The sequence below is a fragment of the Pseudoduganella sp. GW821-FHT05F09 genome (assembly GCF_059419605.1).
The window spans coordinates 890,619-909,008 of the sequence record NZ_JBWKSD010000001.1 but is presented as its reverse complement, the minus strand read 5'-3'; the positions used below and the strand labels follow the sequence as shown (position 1 = coordinate 909,008).

19 protein-coding genes are annotated in these 18,390 nt (G+C 64.3%); 9 read left to right on the top strand and 10 right to left on the bottom strand.

Translation table 11 applies throughout. The features are described from left to right. Positions 1–26: 26 nt before the first annotated feature. Genes AC07S4_RS03825 through cyoA form a run of 7 tightly spaced genes read right to left on the bottom strand, consistent with a single transcriptional unit; the run spans position 27 to position 6,750 of the window. The gene (locus AC07S4_RS03825; RefSeq protein ID WP_494985326.1) at positions 27–569 is read right to left on the bottom strand and encodes a response regulator transcription factor; all 543 of its coding nucleotides are present in this window, start codon (positions 567–569) and stop codon (positions 27–29) included. A 4-nt stretch (positions 570–573) separates the two neighbouring features. Continuing rightward, complete coding sequence (locus AC07S4_RS03820; protein ID WP_494985325.1) at positions 574–1,893, bottom strand: ATP-binding protein; 1,320 nt, start codon at positions 1,891–1,893, stop codon at positions 574–576. Positions 1,894–1,938: 45 nt separating this feature from the next. Next, positions 1,939–2,769: an SURF1 family protein gene (locus tag AC07S4_RS03815; RefSeq protein ID WP_494985324.1), complete on the bottom strand. Its 831-nt coding sequence runs from the start codon at positions 2,767–2,769 to the stop codon at positions 1,939–1,941. Beyond that, positions 2,766–3,170, bottom strand: a complete 405-nt coding sequence (cyoD, locus tag AC07S4_RS03810) for a cytochrome o ubiquinol oxidase subunit IV (protein ID WP_494985323.1) — start codon at positions 3,168–3,170, stop codon at positions 2,766–2,768. The genes AC07S4_RS03815 and cyoD overlap by 4 nt, the downstream gene beginning before the upstream one ends. Then, complete coding sequence (cyoC, locus tag AC07S4_RS03805; RefSeq protein ID WP_494985322.1) at positions 3,167–3,778, bottom strand: cytochrome o ubiquinol oxidase subunit III; 612 nt, start codon at positions 3,776–3,778, stop codon at positions 3,167–3,169. Before cyoC ends, cyoD begins: the two co-directional genes overlap by 4 nt. Then, complete coding sequence (cyoB, locus tag AC07S4_RS03800) at positions 3,771–5,765, bottom strand: cytochrome o ubiquinol oxidase subunit I (RefSeq protein WP_494985321.1); 1,995 nt, start codon at positions 5,763–5,765, stop codon at positions 3,771–3,773. Before cyoB ends, cyoC begins: the two co-directional genes overlap by 8 nt. Further along, positions 5,749–6,750, bottom strand: coding sequence for a ubiquinol oxidase subunit II (gene cyoA / locus AC07S4_RS03795; protein ID WP_494985320.1), 1,002 nt, complete (start codon positions 6,748–6,750; stop codon positions 5,749–5,751). The genes cyoB and cyoA overlap by 17 nt, the downstream gene beginning before the upstream one ends. A gap of 128 nt (positions 6,751–6,878) precedes the next feature. Between cyoA and AC07S4_RS03790 the strand changes: the two genes are divergently transcribed. Together AC07S4_RS03790 and AC07S4_RS03785 are read left to right on the top strand one after the other, a co-directional pair. Next, positions 6,879–8,228, top strand: coding sequence for an MFS transporter (locus tag AC07S4_RS03790; protein WP_494985319.1), 1,350 nt, complete (start codon positions 6,879–6,881; stop codon positions 8,226–8,228). Positions 8,229–8,477: 249 nt separating this feature from the next. Continuing rightward, complete coding sequence (locus AC07S4_RS03785; RefSeq protein WP_494985318.1) at positions 8,478–9,470, top strand: alpha/beta hydrolase; 993 nt, start codon at positions 8,478–8,480, stop codon at positions 9,468–9,470. 338 nt (positions 9,471–9,808) lie between these two features. Here AC07S4_RS03785 and AC07S4_RS03780 read toward each other — a convergent pair whose 3' ends face one another. Continuing rightward, positions 9,809–10,681 (bottom strand): type 1 glutamine amidotransferase domain-containing protein, encoded by an 873-nt coding sequence (locus tag AC07S4_RS03780; protein WP_494985317.1) that lies wholly within the window; start codon positions 10,679–10,681, stop codon positions 9,809–9,811. 103 nt (positions 10,682–10,784) lie between these two features. Here AC07S4_RS03780 and AC07S4_RS03775 point away from each other — a divergent pair, with 103 nt between their 5' ends. The 4 genes from AC07S4_RS03775 (at position 10,785) to AC07S4_RS03760 (ending at position 14,422) form a co-directional block, all read left to right on the top strand. Then, the gene (locus AC07S4_RS03775; protein ID WP_494985316.1) at positions 10,785–11,720 is read left to right on the top strand and encodes a LysR family transcriptional regulator; all 936 of its coding nucleotides are present in this window, start codon (positions 10,785–10,787) and stop codon (positions 11,718–11,720) included. Positions 11,721–11,792: 72 nt separating this feature from the next. Next, the gene (locus tag AC07S4_RS03770) at positions 11,793–13,157 is read left to right on the top strand and encodes an amino acid permease (protein WP_494985315.1); all 1,365 of its coding nucleotides are present in this window, start codon (positions 11,793–11,795) and stop codon (positions 13,155–13,157) included. Between the two features lie 72 nt (positions 13,158–13,229). Next, positions 13,230–13,454, top strand: a complete 225-nt coding sequence (locus AC07S4_RS03765) for a hypothetical protein (RefSeq protein ID WP_494985314.1) — start codon at positions 13,230–13,232, stop codon at positions 13,452–13,454. 194 nt (positions 13,455–13,648) lie between these two features. Beyond that, positions 13,649–14,422, top strand: coding sequence for a ferredoxin--NADP reductase (locus AC07S4_RS03760; RefSeq protein WP_494985313.1), 774 nt, complete (start codon positions 13,649–13,651; stop codon positions 14,420–14,422). A 51-nt stretch (positions 14,423–14,473) separates the two neighbouring features. Here the strand turns inward: AC07S4_RS03760 and AC07S4_RS03755 are convergent, their stop codons facing one another. Both AC07S4_RS03755 and AC07S4_RS03750 read right to left on the bottom strand, forming a co-directional pair. Next, positions 14,474–15,034, bottom strand: a complete 561-nt coding sequence (locus AC07S4_RS03755) for a lysozyme (RefSeq protein ID WP_494985312.1) — start codon at positions 15,032–15,034, stop codon at positions 14,474–14,476. Positions 15,035–15,117: 83 nt separating this feature from the next. Then, positions 15,118–15,906, bottom strand: a complete 789-nt coding sequence (locus AC07S4_RS03750) for a Crp/Fnr family transcriptional regulator (RefSeq protein WP_494985311.1) — start codon at positions 15,904–15,906, stop codon at positions 15,118–15,120. 225 nt (positions 15,907–16,131) lie between these two features. Here AC07S4_RS03750 and AC07S4_RS03745 point away from each other — a divergent pair, with 225 nt between their 5' ends. The 3 genes from AC07S4_RS03745 (at position 16,132) to AC07S4_RS03735 (ending at position 18,388) form a co-directional block, all read left to right on the top strand. Beyond that, positions 16,132–16,344 carry a hypothetical protein gene (locus AC07S4_RS03745; RefSeq protein WP_494985310.1) on the top strand — a complete coding sequence of 71 codons (213 nt, stop codon included), beginning with the start codon at positions 16,132–16,134 and terminating at the stop codon, positions 16,342–16,344. Positions 16,345–16,495: 151 nt separating this feature from the next. After that, complete coding sequence (gene bcaP, locus AC07S4_RS03740; protein ID WP_494985309.1) at positions 16,496–17,914, top strand: branched-chain amino acid transporter BcaP; 1,419 nt, start codon at positions 16,496–16,498, stop codon at positions 17,912–17,914. 66 nt (positions 17,915–17,980) lie between these two features. Next, positions 17,981–18,388, top strand: coding sequence for a hypothetical protein (locus tag AC07S4_RS03735; protein WP_494985308.1), 408 nt, complete (start codon positions 17,981–17,983; stop codon positions 18,386–18,388). Positions 18,389–18,390 lie beyond the last annotated feature (2 nt).

The following is an 18,390-nucleotide window of genomic DNA, read 5'->3' as shown; positions in this document are numbered from 1 at the left end:
ATCTTACCGGCTTGATATAGGCTTGTCTACTTCACGCGCTGCTTTTCCAGCTTGCGCGCCAGCGTGCGGCGGTGCATGCCGAGGCGGCGCGCGGCCTCGGAGATGTTGAAGTCGGTCTCGGCCAGCACTTCGTGGATGCGCTCCCACTCCAGCGTCTTGATGGAGGTCGAACGGTTGGTCATTTCCACATCCGCGCTGCCGGCCACGTGGGCGAACGCGGCTTCGATGTCGTCGGTGTTGGACGGTTTGGCCAGGTACTGGCAGGCGCCCAGCTTGATCGCCTCCACCGCCGTGTTGATGCTGGCGAAGCCGGTCAGCACCACGATCAGCATGTCCGGGTCGCGCGCGTGCAGCATCTGGACGCACAGCAGGCCGGAGGTGTTGTTCTTCAGTTTCAGGTCCACCACGGCGTAGCCGGGCGTATGCTGTTCCAGCAGCGCCTCGGCCTCTTCCAGGCTGGCCGCCAGCAGCACCCGGTAGCCGCGCCGCTCGAAGGAACGGCCCAGCGTGCGCGCAAAGGCGGCGTCGTCCTCGATGATGATGAGCTGGCGTACTTCTTCTTCGGTCATTCCGCTATTCCTCTTCCACTGCAATGGCCGTCAGCGGCAAGCTCAGCAAGACGGCGGCGCCGCCTTCCGGCCGGTTGCCGGCCTCCACCGTGCCTCCCAGCGTGCGCGCCACGTTCACCGCCAGGAACAGGCCCAGCCCACGGCCGGGCTTGCCCTTGCTTGAATTGTAGGGCTTGCCGAACTGCTCCAGGATGTCGGGCGCGAAGCCGGGGCCGCTGTCGCTGACCAGCAGCTTGATGGCGCCGTCCTCGCAGCGCGCTTCCAGCCGCACCCACTCGGGCGATGCCTCCAGCGCATTATCCAGCACATTGCAGATCATCTGCTTGAAGGCCGTGTCGAACACGACCGGCATGTCCTCGATGGTGTTGCGGTAGTCGAAGGAGGCCACCGGGCGGCTGGCGCGCCATTCCTGCACCAGTTCGTCGAGGAAGGTGTTGATGGTGGTGCGCGCCGACGATTCGCCGCGCGCCTCGCCCGCCGACAGCAGGATGCCGCTGACGATGGACTTGCAGCGCGCCAGCTGGGCCTGCATCTCGCCGATTTCCTCCAGCAGCTCCGGGTTCTTGCTGAACTCCGGCATGCGGCGCCAGTCGCCCAGGATCACCGACAGCGTGGCCAGCGGCGTGCCCAGCTCGTGCGCGGCGCCCGAGGCGAGCAAGCCCATGCGGACGATGTGCTCCTCCTCGGCGGCGCGCTGGCGCATGCTGGCCAGCATGGCGTCGCCGGCGCGCAGATTGCTCATGATGCGGGTGATGAACACCACCAGCAGCGCGGCGTTCAGCGCAAAGCAGATCAGCATGCCCTGGATGTACAGGCTGAAATAGCCGCGCTCGTGGAACAGCGGCAGCGCGATCGGCTTGGACCACACGGACAGCCCCGCCAGGCAGGCGCTGGCGATGGCGACGATGGTCCAGGTGGACCAGGCCTCCAGCAGCACCGCGCTCAGGATCACCTGCAGCAGGTAGAGGTAGACGAAGGGATTGGAGGTGCCGCCGCTCAGGTAGAGCTGGGCCGTGAGGCTGGCCACGTCCACCAAAATGGCGAGGAACAGTTCGCCGTTCGACACGGCCCATTTCTCATGCCAGCGCAGCTGGCTGGCGACGTTGAAGGCGATCAGGCAGGCCAGCACTTCCAGCATGTAGACCAGCGGCAGCTTGATGCCTATGCCCCAGGCGACGACAAGTATGGTGGTGATCTGCCCGGCCACGGCGATCCAGCGCAGCTGTATCAGCTGCTGCATGTTCTGGTGCCCTGCCGCCTGGCCGGCGCGGGCCGCCGCCAGGAAGGACGGCAGTTTTGCGATTGAAAGTAGTTGGCCCGACATTAATCCTCGCCTGAGTTATGCAAGCTGGGTACAGCCTGCGCCGTGCTATCCGCCGGCGCGGCGGCGCTCGTCGCGTACCACCCACGCCAGCGCGGCCGCCATCATAACAGCCAGCGCGTACCAGGTGAGAGCATAAACCAAGTGATGATTAGTGAAGGAAATGACGGTCATGCCGCCGTAGGGCCGCAGCGGCTCGGCCAGGTCGGCCACGTACTGGCCGGCGTCGGCGTCGACAAAGTACGGCGCCACGCGCGCCGGCTGCAAGCCGCGCGCCGTGGCGATGGCGTGCACGTCGCGCGCATACCAGCGGTTCTGCGCCGGCTCGTTCTTGCGCAGGCCCAGCGGGCCGGGCTTGGTTTCGCTGATGCGCAGCAAGCCGTTCAGGCGCACCGGGGCGCGGCCGGACAAGGCGGCCGCCGCGCAGGCGTCGATGCCGGCCGGGACCACGGCGTTCAGGCTGCTTTCCAGCGCGGCCGCCGCGTCCAGCGGGATAAAGCCGCGGTTGACGATGACGGTGCTGCCATCGGCCTGGCACAGCGGCGTAAGCAGCCAGTAGCCCGGGCCGCGCTCGGTGGTGGCTTGCGCCTTGGTGGAGTATTCGGGGAGCAGTCTGCCCGTCAGGAAGACGTGCTTGTATTCATCGGTGTCTGCGGACACCCTGGCCCAGTCCTGCGGACCGGGGGCGGGCACCGGCTCCGCGTGCACGCGTGCGTCGACGCGTTCGATCAGAGCCAGTTTCCATTGCAGGCGCTGGACTTGCCACGTGCCCAGCGCGAGCAGTACTGCAATAACAAGCACCGCGCAAGCCGCCAGCGTGTAGCGCAGGCCTGCGGAACGCAGGCGCGGCGCGGCGGCAGTGCGCGGTGCGGACATCATGGCATGTTGCGCATTTGGTGCGCGTCCATGCCCGGCATCATGTTGGCGTTCATGTGGTACATGACCCAGATCGAGCCCGACAGCACGATGACCACCAGGATCAGCGTGAACATCATGGCCAGCAGCGACCAGCCGCCCTCCACTTTCGCGTTCATGTGCAGGAAGTAGACCATGTGGACCACGATCTGCACGGCCGCGAAGCCGAGGATGGTGAAGGCCGTGGTGGCCGGATTGGCGAACACATTGCCCATCACCAGCCAGAACGGAATGGCGGTCAGGATCACCGACAGGATGAAGCCTATGGTGTAGGACTTCAGGCTGCCGTGGTTGTGGTCGTCATGGCCGTGGTGGCCGTGGCCGTGATCGTCATGGCCATGGTGGTCGTGGTTGTGATCGCTCATGGCAGAACTCCCATCAGGTAAACAAAGGTGAACACGCCGATCCAGACCACGTCCAGGAAGTGCCAGAACATCGACAGGCAGGTCAGGCGGCGCATGTTTTCATGCGTCAGGCCGTGCTTCTTCAGCTGGAACAGCAGGGTCACCAGCCACACGATGCCGAAGCTCACGTGCAGGCCGTGGGTGGCCACCAGCGACCAGAACGAGGTCAGGAAGGCGCTGCGCTGCGGACCGGCGTTTTCATGCAGCAGGTGCACGAACTCGTACAGTTCCAGCGAGATGAAGGCCGCGCCGAACAGGCCGGTGACCACCAGCCAGCCCATGGTGGCGCCCAGGCGCTTGCGGCCCGCTTCCAGCATGGCGAAGCCGTAGGTGATCGACGACAGCAGCAGCATCGAGGTGTTCAACGCCACCAGCTTCAGGTCGAACAGCTCGGCGCCGGTCGGGCCGCCCGCGTAGTTGCGGCCCAGCACGGCGTAGGTTGCGAACAGGACGGCGAAGATCAGGCAATCGCTCATCAGGTAGATCCAGAAACCGAGCAAGGTGCCGTTTTCCGGATGGTGCTCGCGCACGAAGTAGCGCGAGCTTGGGTTCAAAGTAGCGTCAGACATGGGCATTCAGCAGTTGGGTGCGAGCATCTTCGGTGCGGACCACTTCGTCCGCAGGAATGTAGTAATCGCGTTTGTAGTTAAACGTATGCGTAATGATGGCAGCCATCATGGCCACGAAGGACACGCCGGCCAGGATCCACATCTGCCAGATCAGCGCGAAGCCGATCAGGCCGCTGATCGCGGCGATCACGAAGCCGGCCCAGGTGTTCTTGGGCATGTGGATCGCGACGTAGTCCTTCAGCGGACGCTGGTAGCCGTTTTTCTTCATGTCGGCCCAGGTGTCGTTGTCGTGCACGCGCGGGGTGAACGCGAAGTTGTAGTCCGGCGGTGGCGACGAGGTCGACCATTCCAGCGTGCGGCCGTTCCATGGATCGCCGGTGACGTCCATGTTCTGTTTGCGGTCGCGGAACGAGACCCAGAACTGCATCAGCATGGCGCCGATGCCGCCGGCGATCATGACCGCGCCCACGGCGGCGATCTGGAACCAGATCTGCAGCGAAGGATCGTCGAAGTGGCTCATGCGGCGGGTCACGCCCATCAGGCCCAGCACGTACAGCGGCATGAAGGCGAAGTAGAAGCCCACGAACCACAGCCAGAACGACCATTTGCCCCAGTAGCTGTTGAGCTTGTAGCCGAAGGCTTTCGGGAACCAGTAGTTGATCGCCGCGAACACGCCGAACACCACGCCGCCGATGATGACGTTGTGGAAGTGGGCGATCAGGAACAGCGAGTTGTGCAGCACGAAGTCGGCTGGCGGAACGGCCAGCAGCACGCCGGTCATGCCACCGATCACGAAGGTGATGATGAAGCCGATGGTCCACAGCATGGGCACTTCAAAGCGGATGCGGCCACGGTACATGGTGAACAGCCAGTTGAAGATCTTGGCGCCGGTCGGGATCGAAATGATCATCGTCGTGATGCCGAAGAAGGAGTTCACGCTGGCGCCGGAGCCCATGGTGAAGAAGTGGTGCAGCCATACCAGGTAGGACAGGATGGTGATCACGACGGTGGCGTAGACCATGGAGGTGTAGCCGAACAGGCGCTTGCCGCAGTAGGTCGAGACGATTTCCGAGAACACGCCGAACACCGGCAGCACCAGGATGTACACCTCGGGGTGGCCCCAGATCCAGATCAGGTTCACGTACAGCATGGGGTTGCCGCCCAGCTCGTTGGTGAAGAAGTTGGTGCCGAAGGTGCGGTCCAGCGACAGCATGGCCAGCACGGCGGTCAGCACCGGGAACACGGCCACGATCAGGGCGTTGGTGCACAGGGCGGTCCAGGTGAACACCGGCATCTTCATCATGTCCATGCCGGGCGCGCGCATTTTCACGATGGTGACCACCAGGTTGACGCCGGACAGCAAGGTCCCGACCCCGGCCACCTGCAATGACCATATGTAATAGTCCACCCCGACGTCGGGCGACGCGAGGATGCCGGACAGCGGCGGATACGCCAGCCAGCCGGTGCGGGCGAATTCACCCACGAACAGCGACGCCATGATCAGGACGGCGCCGAAGGCGGTCATCCAGAAGGAGAAGTTGTTCAGGAAGGGGAAGGCCACGTCGCGCGCGCCGATCTGCAGCGGCACCACGTAGTTCATCAGGCCCGTCACGAACGGCATGGCCACGAAGAAAATCATGATCACGCCGTGGGCGGTGAAGACCTGGTCGTAGTGGTGCGGCGGCAGGAAGCCGGCCGAATCGCCGAAGGCGAAGGCCTGCTGGGCGCGCATCATCAGCGCGTCGGAGAAACCGCGCAGCAGCATGATCAGACCGAGGATCATGTACATGATGCCGATTTTCTTATGGTCGATGCTGGTGATCCAGTTCGTCCACAGATTGCCCCACAGGCGGAAGTAGGAGATGGCGCCAAGCAGCGCGATGCCGCCCAGCACGACGCCGGCGAAGGTCGCCAGCAGGATAGGCTCGTGGAAGGGAATCGCGTCCCAGCTCAGCCGTCCGAAGATGAGATCAGTATCGTGTTGCATTGTTGCTCTTCATGGAAAGATTAGGCACGGGAGTCGGCGTATTGCACAACTCGGCGGCGGTTTTCGCGCGAACGATGTCATCCGCCATCATCTTGTTGATGCAGGTGGCGCCGTCGCCGACGCAGCGGTTCAGGATGGCGTCGTACAGGTCGGCCGACACGGCGCTGTAGTAGCGCACCGGCTCTTTTTCGCTCGGCTTTTCCAGCACCTGGTAGGTGGCGCGGTCCAGCGCGACGCTGCCGGTGGCGCCGGAGGCCTTGACCTTGGCAACCCAGCTGTCGAAGTCGGTCTCGCTCACGCCGTGGAACTTGAAGTGCATGTGCGAGAAGCCCGCGCCGCTGTAGTTGGCCGAGAAGCCGTCGTACACGCCGGGCTTGTTGATGACCGCGTTCAGCTGCGTCTCCATGCTCGGCATGGCGTAGATCATGCCGGCCAGGGCCGGCACGTAGAAGGCATTCATCACGTTCGAGGCGGTGATCTTGTAACGTACAGGACGGTCGACCGGGGTCACCAGTTCATTCACGGTGGCGATGCCCTGCTCCGGATAGATGAACAGCCATTTCCAGTCCAGCGCGACTACCTGCACTTCCAGCGGCTTGACACCGGCAACCAGCGGACGCTTCTCGTCGATGCGGTCCAGCGGACGGTAGGGGTCGAGCTTGTGCGTGCTGATCCAGGTCAGCAGACCGAGCACGATGATGATCAGCAGGGGCGCGCCCCAGATGACCAGTTCGAGCTTGGTGGAATGATCCCAATCGGGCTCATATTTGGCGGCGGTGTTGCTTTGGCGATACTTCCACGCAAAGAACAGGGTCAGTGCAAGGACTGGGACGACTATCAGCAGCATCAGCAAGGTGGACACCACCACAAGGCGGGCCTGCTGCGCGGCGATATCGCCGGACGGGTTCATGACCACGGTGTTGCAGCCTGCAAGCAACAACAGTGGCAAAAGAGCCAATCCACGATGGTTCAAGGGAGATTTCATGCGGTAATGTACGTTACATAAAATGAATAACATGGTACTGTAACCATAACGGCTCCTCTTGGACATTGGACACTTTGTCCTACCCCTGGGGGCGGACCGTTGTACAACTATTAAGCGAGACAAGGAATATGGCCACGACGACAACATTCAACGGCGATCTTCCCGCCGAACATCCATCGCGTCAAACCAGTCAAGGGGCGCGCAACATCAATGCCAGGGATGGCCACATCGAACCCGGAGAAATAGCGATCGGGGTGGTGATAGGCCGGGCATCCGAATACTTCGACTTCTTCGTCTACGCCATCGCCTCGGTGCTGGTCTTCCCGCAGGTCTTCTTCCCCTTTGAAAGCCGCCTCGACGGCACACTTTACTCCTTTGTCATCTTCTCGTTTGCATTTATCGCGCGCCCCATCGGGTCGGTGTTGTTTATGGCGCTACAGCGCCATTTCGGGCGCGAAGCCAAGCTGACGGGAGCCCTCTTCCTGCTCGGCACCTCCACCGCCGGCGTGGCCTTCCTGCCTGAATATGCGGACTGGGGCGTGAGCGCGCTGGTCATGCTGTCGCTGCTGCGGGTCGGCCAGGGCGTCGCCCAGGGCGGTTCCTGGGACGGCCTGCCCTCGCTGCTGGCGCTGAGCGCGCCGCAGAACAAGCGCGGCTGGTACGCCATGCTGGGCCAGCTCGGCGCGCCGGTCGGCTTCATCCTGGCCGCCGGCCTGTTCTCCTTCCTGCTGTCGGCGCTGACCACGCTGGAATTCCTCGATTGGGGCTGGCGCTATCCCTTCTACGTGGCCTTCGCCATCAACGTGGTGGCGCTGTTTGCCCGCCTGCGCCTGGTGTCCACCACTGAATACACCAAGCTGCTGGACGACCACGAGCTGGACGCCACGCCGGTGATGGAACTGGCCCGCTCGCAAGGCCGCAACGTGCTGATCGGCGCGCTGGCCGCGCTGGCCAGCTATGCGCTGTTCCACCTGGTGACGGTGTTCCCGCTGTCCTGGATCAATCTGTACTCGACGCGCTCGATCAGCGACTTCCTGGGCCTGCAGATGGTGGGCGCGGTGCTGGCGGCGGGCGGCATCATTGCATCCGGCCTGCTGGCGGACCGCTTCGGCCGCCGCACCACGCTGGGCACGCTGGCCGCGCTGATCGCCGTCTTCAGCGGCTTTGTGCCGATGCTGATGGACGGCGGCGAAGCCGGGCAGAACATCTTCCTGATGGTGGGCTTCACGCTGCTGGGCCTGTCCTACGGCCAGGCCGCCGGCGCCGTGACCGCCAACTTCCAGACCAAGTACCGCTACACCGGCGCGGCGCTGACGTCCGACCTGGCGTGGCTGGTGGGCGCGGGCTTCGCGCCGCTGGTGGCGCTGGGGCTGTCGGCCAACTTCGGCCTGGCCTATGTCAGCCTGTACCTGCTGTCCGGCGCAGTCGGCTCCCTGGCCGCCCTGAGCCTGAACCGCGCGCTGGAAATCCGCGACTAAGACATGCGGCACCCGGCACTGCGCCGCCCTCGCCATGGGCGGCGCAATTCAAGGCTGCTCACTCTTCTGCGCGGCCTTGCCGCCGCGCCGCTCACAGCCCTGGCCATTACGCCTGCACAAGCCCACCCCAGCTTCATCAATCCCTGCAGCGGACCGGACGACCCCGAACCTTGCATCGTGGAGACAGCGGCGCCCGACCTTGCGCGCCTACCGGCGGCGGGCGCAGCAGCATGGGTCGCTGGCGAACGAATGGTCATCTCATGGGTCGGCAAGGCCGACTCTGTCAATATCGCCGGCAGCATAAGCCAGCTGCGTGCCGCCATGCCCGTGGTGGCCGACAATGTGCGCCAGTTGGTTATTCAATTCAAACAAGCCCAGCAGGTCAACGCCTCACTCAGCCTGCGCGTCTCGAAAGACGGCAAAAGCGAGAATGTCCGGCTTTCTCCAGGTCTGATCGGGCCTGCGGCGGCGGCTCCTGCCCCGGACAGTCACACAGCAGCGCGCGTGCTCACTCTCGGCGACTCCAGTTTGCCCGTGAATGTGTGGCTGCCGCCAGGATACCGCGCGGGCGAACGCTATCCCATCCTGTATCTGGCGGACGGCGGCGGCACCAGTCCCGGCTCGCTGTTGGCTGAGCCTATACGCAAAGGAGAGCTGCCTCCGGTCATCGTGGTCGGCATCGAACCCTGCCCAATCGAGGCGCGCAGCAGCGATTGCAGAAGCCGCAAGTACATCGCCGGATTCAAGAGCGGCACGGTGGACGGCAAAGTGGAGAACGAGGACTTCCTGGCGCACGAGAAATATTGGATCGAGACGGTCATGCCGCAGATAGAAGCGCAATACGGCGCGCCGCCGGGACCTCAGCTGCGCGCAATCGGCGGTGCATCCAACGGCGGCGTATGGAGCGCTTCGATGGCCTTGCGCCATCCCTCGCTGTTCGGGACCGCATTTGTAATGTCGCCCGGAGTCCGGCCTGCACCACACCCGGCAGCCAAGCTGGCCACGCAGTTCCATGTTTCGGCAGGACTGCTGGAACGTGGATTCTGGTGGAACGCCCAATGTCTCGCAGCGCATGCGGCCGAGCGTGGCGGCACGGTCAAACTCACCAGCTACCCCGCTGGACATGACCAGTGGATGTGGAGCAAGGCTCTGCTGGCCGGCGTCAAGGACTGGCTCAGTCCACAGTACGTGGCCACGACGCCCGCGCCGGCCCAGCCGGCCACGCCTCCGCCCGGCTGCTAGCCGGCGCCACCCGGATATTCATTTGCGGCTAATGCAAGCCGCTGTTGCGGCGCACCGCGGCGCCGGACAGGACGCGGAGTATGGTTTGGGGCGCGACTGAATGAGCCGCCAGATAAGCCCAGGCGTTGGCCGCCCCTTTCGCCGCGTCGATGCGGCGGCCTTCTTCTATGACTTTGGCAAGCTCATAATTGCTTCTCTTGCAACAGCTCATGGCACTGACTCCCTCGGTCTGCCTACGGAGCTGGGTAGGCAAGTGCTGATTAAGCACGGAGGATGCGCGGTCGTTTGGGCGCCTGAAAATAGTAGCACGCCCCCGCCGGGGTGTCAGTATGCGTTTGCTACTTAGTGTTGCTGAGTGCGGCTGCAGGCAGGCGCGCCAGTAGCAGGTCTGCCACAGCCACGGCCGAGGCGGGATTCTGGCCGGTGATCAGCTCGCGGTCCGTCACGGTGTACGCCGCCCAGTTCGGGCCGCTGCTGTATTTGCCGCCCGCACGTTCCAGCGCGGTCTGCGGGGTGAGTTTCATCACGCCACCATTCAGATAGCCTTTGCCCGCTTCTTCTTCGGCATTGCTGATCACCGTCATGCGGTAGCCCGCATAGATCCAGCCTTTGGCGGCGGTGGCATTGGCGGCATTGCCGCCCGCCTCCAGTTTGGCCACGAAAGCCTCCGGCTGGTCCAGCGTGGCCACCAGCGCGGCCGGGCCGTGGCAGACCAGCGCGGTCGGCTTGGCGGCGTGGTGGAAGTAGGCCAGCAGGCGGCCCACGGCCGGGCTGCGTATCAGGTCTTGCATGGGCGCATGGCCGCCGGGGATGTAGACCGCGTCAAACTGCGCGTAGCCGCCCTGCTCCACGCGCGCCAGGCTCACGACCGGCGAGGCGGATACCGAGGTCAGCTTCAGCTTGTCCAGCAGCGCGATGTGCTCCTGCATGGCTGCTTCGCCGCCGAACAGCGAGGCGTCCAGCGAATTGCGGTCCACGGACGGCGCCTTGCCCAGCGGCGTGGCGAAGGTGACGGTGTGGCCCGCGTCCAGCAGCTTCTTTACCGGCTGCATCAGCTCGTTGGCGTAGAAGCCGGTCTCGTAGCTGCGCTGGTCGCGCAGTTCCAGCCTGGACGCGTCGGACAGCACGACCAGCACATTGGCGGCCTGGGCGCCGGCGGCGCTCAGCGCCAGAGTTGCTGCTGCAGCGGCGGTTCGGATGAATGGTTTCATGGTGGAACTCCTTGTAGGGTTGATGAATAGCCGCTACTCTATTCACACCTCCCAAAACAATAAACAACCTCCCAATCAAATCATTTGTTCCCCAGAGAGTGTAATGCCGCGCCAATTTGACTACCTGGGCGACGTGGAAGCCTTCCTCGCCATCGCCGACAAGGGCACCATCAGCGCCGCCGCCGTGGCGCTGGGCACCACCGCGTCCGTGCTGAGCCGCGCCGTGGCCCGTCTGGAGGCCCGCCTGGGCGTGCAGCTGATGCGCCGCACCACCCGCCGCCTGAGCCTGACGGACGCGGGCAAGTCCTACCTGGAACAGTCGCGCAGCGCCTTCGCCCTGATGGCGGACGCCGAACGCTCGATGCGCGACCAGGGCGGCGAGCTGTCCGGCACGGTGCGCATCAGCGCGCCCACCACCTATGGCCACTACCGCCTGCCGCCCCTGCTGCAGGTGTTCATGGAGCAGCATCCCAAGGTCGTGATCGAACTGAGCATTGCCAACCGCAATGTGGACTTGGTGCAGGAGGGCTACGACATGGCGATACGCCAGGGCGCGCTGCCGGACAGCGGCCTGATCGCCAGGCCGCTGGAGGACGCGCAGCTCTGCCTGGTCGCCGCGCCCGCCTATCTGGCCCGCGCCGGCGTGCCCGCCGACATCGCCAGCCTGGCCCGGCACGCCTGCCTTTCGTTCACCATGCCCAGCACCGGCAAACCGGCCGCCTGGCAGCTGCGCGACAACGGCGCGGACCTGGACTGGCAGCCGGCCCCGCGCATGCATATCGCCGACGACGTGCTGGGCGTGGTGACCATGGCGCAGCAAGGCCTGGGCATCTGCCAGACCTACCGCTTCGTGGCCGACGAGCGCCTGCGCAGCGGCCAGCTGGTGGCGGTGCTGCCCGGGAGCTGGGGCCGCAGCAAGCCGTTTTCGCTGATCTACCCGCCGCACCGCAGCCTTTCCGCCGCCTCCCGCGCGCTGATCGCAACACTGACCGGCAACGCAAGCATTTTGGCTTCCCACGCCGCGCCCCCTATGCTTTAGAATCACTGACTTCAGCGTGTTGCATGATTATCCACATTGACGCGCTTTTCAAAAAATCAGGGACCAAGAGACATGATTGAAGACGGGAAGAATGAACTGAAGCGCGGCCTCCAGAGCCGGCATATCCAGCTGATCGCGCTGGGCGGCGCCATCGGCACCGGCCTGTTCCTGGGCATTGCGCAGACCATACAGATGGCCGGCCCCTCGGTGCTGCTGGGTTACGCGGTGGCGGGCTTTATTGCCTTCCTGATCATGCGCCAGCTGGGCGAGATGGTGGTGGACGAGCCCGTCGCCGGCTCCTTCGCCTATTTCGCCGACAAATACTGCGGCAATATGGCCGGCTTCGTGGCTGGCTGGAACTACTGGGTGCTGTACGTGCTGGTCAGCATGGCCGAGCTGACGGCGGTGGGCATTTACGTCCAGTACTGGTGGCCCGCCATTCCGACCTGGGTGTCGGCGCTGGCCTTCTTCCTCATCATTAACTCCATCAGCCTGTCCAATGTGAAAGCGTTCGGCGAGATGGAGTTCTGGTTCGCCATTATTAAAGTGGTGGCCATCGTCGCCATGATCGCGTTCGGCGTCTACCTGCTGGTCTCCGGCAACGCCGGCCCGGAAGCCACCGTGGCCAATCTGTGGCAGCACGGCGGCTTCTTCCCGAACGGCATTTCGGGACTGGTGATGGCCATGGCCGTCATCATGTTCTCCTTCGGCGGCCTGGAACTGGTGGGCATTACCGCCGCCGAAGCCAGCAATCCGTCGGAAACCATCCCCAAGGCCACCAACCAGGCCATCTACCGCATCCTGATCTTCTATATCGGCGCGCTGGGCGTGCTGCTGTCGCTGTATCCGTGGACCAAGGTGGTCACCAGCGGCAGCCCCTTCGTGCTGATCTTCCACGCGCTCAACAGCAACGCCGTGGCCAACGCGCTCAATATCGTGGTGCTGACGGCTGCGCTGTCGGTGTACAACAGCGGCGTGTACTGCAACAGCCGCATGCTGTTCGGCCTGGCCAAACAGGGCAACGCGCCGCGCTCGCTACTGAAAGTCAACAAGCGCGGCGTACCGCTGGCTGCCTTGGGCGTGTCCGCGCTGGCCACCGGCATCTGCGTGGCGGTGAACTACTTCCTGCCGGGCCAGGCCTTCGGCATGCTGATGGGCCTGGTGGTTTCGGCGCTCATCATCAACTGGGGCATGATCAGCTGGATACACCTGCGCTTCCGCGCGCAGAAGCAGCAGCAAGGCCAGTCCACCGCCTTCCGCAGCCTGGGCTACCCGTTCACCAACTACCTGTGCCTGGCCTTCCTGGCCGCCATTTTGGTGGTGATGTACCTGACGCCGGACCTGCGCCTGTCGGTTTACCTGATCCCGGTATGGCTGCTGGCGCTTGGCCTGGGCTACTGGAGCAAGCAGCGCAAAACGCAGCCGGCCAGCGCATAACACCGCAGGGCTGGCGCGGAATGTGACCACAAGTTACAATCCCCGTGTAAGCACCCACCAAGGAGATCTCGCATGAAAAGTATTTGCATCATGATTGCCGCCTCAGCCCTGCTCAGCGCCTGCTCCATCAACCCGCCCGCCGACGGCAACGAAGGTTTCGACAACGACGCCTACACGCCCACCGGCAGCCTGATTCCGCGCAAGGGACCGGACAAGGCCGCCAAGCAGACGGTCTTGTCCGGCGACGCCGCGCGCGACGCGATGGATCGCATTCCCGCCGCCCTCCCGAGCCGCTAACACCGGCTTCCGCGCATAAGCATATAAGCAGTAAGTCGGAGCGCCCCCGAGACAGGATGGGGCGCGATCCGTTACAATGCCGCCTACGCCACTAATTTCTACGGCGCCTTCCCCTGCTCAGCCGATTGCCAAGCAAACGCCCATGCGCGCGGGGGCCTGGTGCTTTCACTATTAAGTCAATCGGGATTCAGACAATGAGCAACATGAACGAGGAGAAGGTTTTAAGCGTGCACCACTGGACGGACACCCTGTTCTCCTTCACGACCACGCGTGACCCGGCTCTGCGCTTTTCGAACGGCCACTTCACCATGATCGGCCTGCGCGTCGACGGCAAGCCTCTGCTGCGCGCCTACAGCATCGCCAGCGCCAACTACGAAGACCATCTGGAATTTTTCAGCATCAAAGTACCGGGCGGTCCGCTGACCTCGCGCCTGCAGCACCTGCAAGTGGGCGACAGCGTGATCGTCGGCCGCAAGCCGACCGGCACCCTGGTGTCCGACTACCTGCTGCCGGGCAAGCGCCTGTACATGCTGTCGACCGGCACCGGCCTGGCCCCGTTCCTGAGCATCGTGCGCGATCCGGACATCTACGAGAAGTTCGACCAGCTGATTTTGGTGCACGGCGTGCGCCAGGTCGACGAGCTGGCCTACCACGACATGCTGGTGGAGCACCTGCCGAACCACGAGTTCCTGGGCGAACTGGTCACCAGCAAGCTGCGCTACTACCCGACCGTCACCCGTGAAGAGTACAAAAACATGGGCCGCGTCACCGCGCTGATCGAAAGCGGCAAGCTGTTCGAAGACCTGGGCGTACCGGAGCTGAACCCGAACGAAGACCGCGTCATGATCTGCGGCAGCGCCGACATGCTGCGCGACCTGAAGGAAATGCTGGAAGCGCGCGGCTTTAACGAAGGCAACACGTCCACCCCGGGCGACTTCGTCATCGAACGCGCCTTCGCCGAGAAGTAAGCACACCGTAGGGCGGGTTGGCGCGGCAACGCGCGTAACCCGCCAAACGCCTCAGGCCGCAAACGCCGGCCAATCCTCCAGCTGTTCGATATTCCTCCAGGCCAGCACGCAAGCATCCGTTGCATCCATGCCCTGGAAGATGGCCGCCTCGGCCCAGCGCCGGCGCAGCAGCCCCAGCAGCGGCCGCCCCTCCTGGCTGATCCACTTGCGCATCTCCCCCGGCACGGCAGCGAAATCGCCCGCGTTCAGCCGTCGCAGCATGGAAGATTTGGCGAGGTTGCCCCCGCCCAGATTGTAGGTCCAGGAAATCAGCGCGGCCGCCTGGCAGACCAGCAGCGGCACGGTCACGCGCTGCATCACGTCGCTGGCCGCCCCCTCCATATCGCGCTGCAGCAGCTCGACGGCCTGGGCCTCGCTCACCGGCTCCGTATCCTCGCTCACCCGCCTGCCCATGCCGTCCACGATGCTGCCGTAGCCTATGGTCCAGGTGCCGCCGGGCAGCGAGCCGTTGTCGTCGTAGGGATGGGAGTAAAAACCCTCGATGCGTTTCACCACCGCCGTTGCGGCCAGCGGCACCTCACCTTCCCAGGGTCCGTTATATGCAGCGCCCATGTCAGCCTCCGTTTTTGTCCTTGTCCAGGTAAGACAGCAAAAACCTGGAAAGGTTCCGGCCGGAGGCCGTTCACTTGCATCAGTTACATCATGTGCGCCAGGCGCGGCGTGAAGTAGCAGCCGCCCGCATTGCATTCCAGGATGGCGCGGTCCAGCACGTCGATCACGCCGCGGCGGCACTGGATGGCGCCCTCGGCCTGCAGCTTGGCGGCGCTGGCGGTGATGCTCTCGCGGCGCACGCCCAGCAGATTGGCGATATTTTCCTGCGTGGCTTTCAGTTCCGTGCCCAGCGAGCGGTCCAGGCGTTCCAGCAGCCAGCGGCACAGCTTCTGGTCTATGCTGGCGTGGCGGCTGCTGACCACGTTCTGCGCCAGCTGCGCGAACATGCTGCTGGTGTAGCGCATCAGCTGGTCCGCCAGCATGCCGCCCTCGGCGAACATGCCGCGCAAGGCCTCGGCGCGCAGGCGGTAGCCGTAGCCGGCGCCGGTCACCATGGCGGTATTGCTGGCGCGTTCGCCACGGTACATGGCCACGCCGGCCACGCCTTCGCGGCCCACCACGGCGATCTCGGTGGTGGAGCCTTCCTCGCTGATGTATTGCAGGGAAATGATGGCGTTGGTGGGGAAGTAGCTGTATTCCAGCTGGTCGCCGAAATCGTACAGGCGCTGGCCGGCTTTCAGCGGCACCAGCTCCATGTGCGCGAACAGGCGCTCCAGGTCCGCGTCCGGCAAGGCCTGCAGCAATGCGTTCTGGCGTGCGCCGGTGAGCGACACGGCGGGCGCGGAGGCGGTGCGGCGCGCGGCAGGGGCTTGGGCAGGAATGGCCAGGGGAGCGGAGGCGGCGCTGGAAACGGTATTGTAAGCTTGGAACATGGGGCACCTGTATTGTTGTTATCTTCAGGCTCCACTTTAGAAGTTGTTGCGACTCAGCAGTATCGGAGGAGGCGATGACCGCTTGTAGTACATAAGCAGGCGAAAATGTCGTCTTAATCCTACGTAGTGCGAGGTAACGCACATTCAGCCGTCCAGGCCTCACGGATAATTCAGTCCATGGCAGCCCAACGCCCAACACACCGAGCCTCAAAGATGGACATCTCCGTGGACAACTACTCTCAAGCCCTGCGCGCCCTGAAACGTCAGAAACTCGCCGTCGAGCGCACGCTGGGCGCCCGCTCCAACGAGGAGTGCATGGTGGCCTCGCGCTGGGTCAACGCCTGGCAGAAGCTGGTCCAGGCACGGCTGGACCGCAATCTGGCCGCGCAAGCCGCGCCCAGCCGCTACGTGGACCGGGCCGGCCGCCTGCTGCACTGATACGCTTAACCACAGGCTATCCAACTCTGTTTTCTTGTCATGGTGCCAGCACGGCGCCGTATGCTAGTATGCGGCAGCGTCCAGCCATGATCTGGCACGGCCGCCATACTTAGAAAAACTCAAGACAGAGACCCATTGGAGAACCAAGATAGTGAGCATCTTTAGAACCAAGAATCTAGACGACATGGTCGCCGCCAGCCGCAAGCCGGGTGGCCTGGCCAAAGTACTCGGCCCCCTCGACCTTATTCTGATGGGCATAGGCGCCATCGTCGGCACCGGCATTTTCGTGCTGACCGGCACCGGCGCGCTGACCGCCGGCCCGGCCCTGACCATCTCCTTCGTGGTCGCCGCCATCGCCTGCGGCTTTGCCGCCCTCTGTTACGCCGAATTCGCCTCCACCGTGCCGGTGGCCGGCTCCATCTACACCTATAGCTACGCCACCATGGGCGAGCTGGTGGCCTGGATGATAGGCTGGGATCTGCTGCTCGAATACGGCCTGGCCACTTCCGCCGTGTCGGTGGGCTGGTCCGGCTACCTGCAATCGCTGCTCGCCAGCATAGGCTACAAGCTGCCCACCGTGCTGACCGCCGCCCCCGGCGCCGTGCCCGGCGTGACCACCTGGTTCAACCTGCCCGCGCTGCTCATCATGCTGTTCCTGACCGCCATGCTGGCGCTGGGCGTGCGTGAATCGGCCCGCCTCAACAACGTGATGGTGGCGATCAAGATCGGCGTGGTGCTGCTGTTTATCGGCGTCGGCGTCGGCCACGTGGAGCCGAGCAACTGGCGTCCCTACGCGCCCTTCGGCGCCAGCGGCATCATGAGCGCCGCCGCGCTGGTGTTCTTCGCCTTTATCGGCTTCGACGCCGTGACCTCGGCCGCCGAGGAAGTGAAGCGCCCCGAGCGCGACCTGCCGATCGGCATCATCGGTTCGCTGGGCGCTTGCGCGGTGCTGTACGTGATCGTGTCGGCCATCATGACCGGCATCGTGCCTTACCAGAAATTCCTGGGCGTGGACCATCCGGTCACGCTGGCCCTGCAATACGCCGGTGAAAACTGGGTAGCCCGCTTTGTGGACGTGGGCGCCATTCTGGGCATGACCACCGTGATCCTGGTGATGGCCTTCGGCCAGACCCGCATCATCTTCGCCATGTCGCGCGACGGCCTGCTGCCGAAGAAGCTGTCGGAAGTGCACCCGAAACACCATACGCCTTTCTTCGCCACCTGGATGGTGGGCCTGGTGTTCGGCGGCATCGCCGCGCTGGTGCCGCTGAATGTGCTGACCGAGCTGATCAACATCGGCACCCTGGCCGCCTTCTGCCTGGTGTCCATCGCCGTGGTGGTGCTGCGCAAGACGCGCCCCGACCTGCCGCGCGCCTTCCGCTGCCCCGGCGTGCCGGTGGTCCCGGCGATTGCCGTGGTGCTGTGCCTGGCGCTGATGAGCTTCCTGGCCTTGTTCACCTGGATCGCCTTCGGCATCTGGCTGGTGATCGGCCTGGCCGTGTACTTCGGCTATGCGCGCCACAACTCGGTGCTCAACCAGACCGTGCCCGCCGGCGTCCCTGCCAAATAGCAGAGCGCCGCAAATCCGGCGATGGCTTATGATGGCGGTTCAGTCAACATTAAGCCGGAGCCGGACATGATCGAAGGAAAAACCCTGCGCAGCGACCTGCAACACCTGTCGCGCGCCCTCAGGACGCTGCACAAAGCATTGCTGGATGTGGAAACCCAGTATTTCGGCAATGTCGGCAGCGCCCTGGAGCACCTGCAGCTCGTCACCAGCCACCCGCATTTCGCCTGGCTGCAAAAGCTGTCCGGCGTCATCAGCACCCTGGACGAATGCCTGGACGACGAGGAAGCGCTGGTGGTCGACCTGGAACGCCGCTTCCGCGCCGAAGTCGAAGGCCTGGTCGGCCCCCTGCCCGCCTCCGACGAGGATTTCCGCCAGCGCTACAACGCCATGCTGCACGACTCGCCCGAAGTCGCCATGGCCCACGGCGCGCTGCGCAAGGTGCTGGCGCAACTGCCGGCAGCCCCGCGCGACTAAGC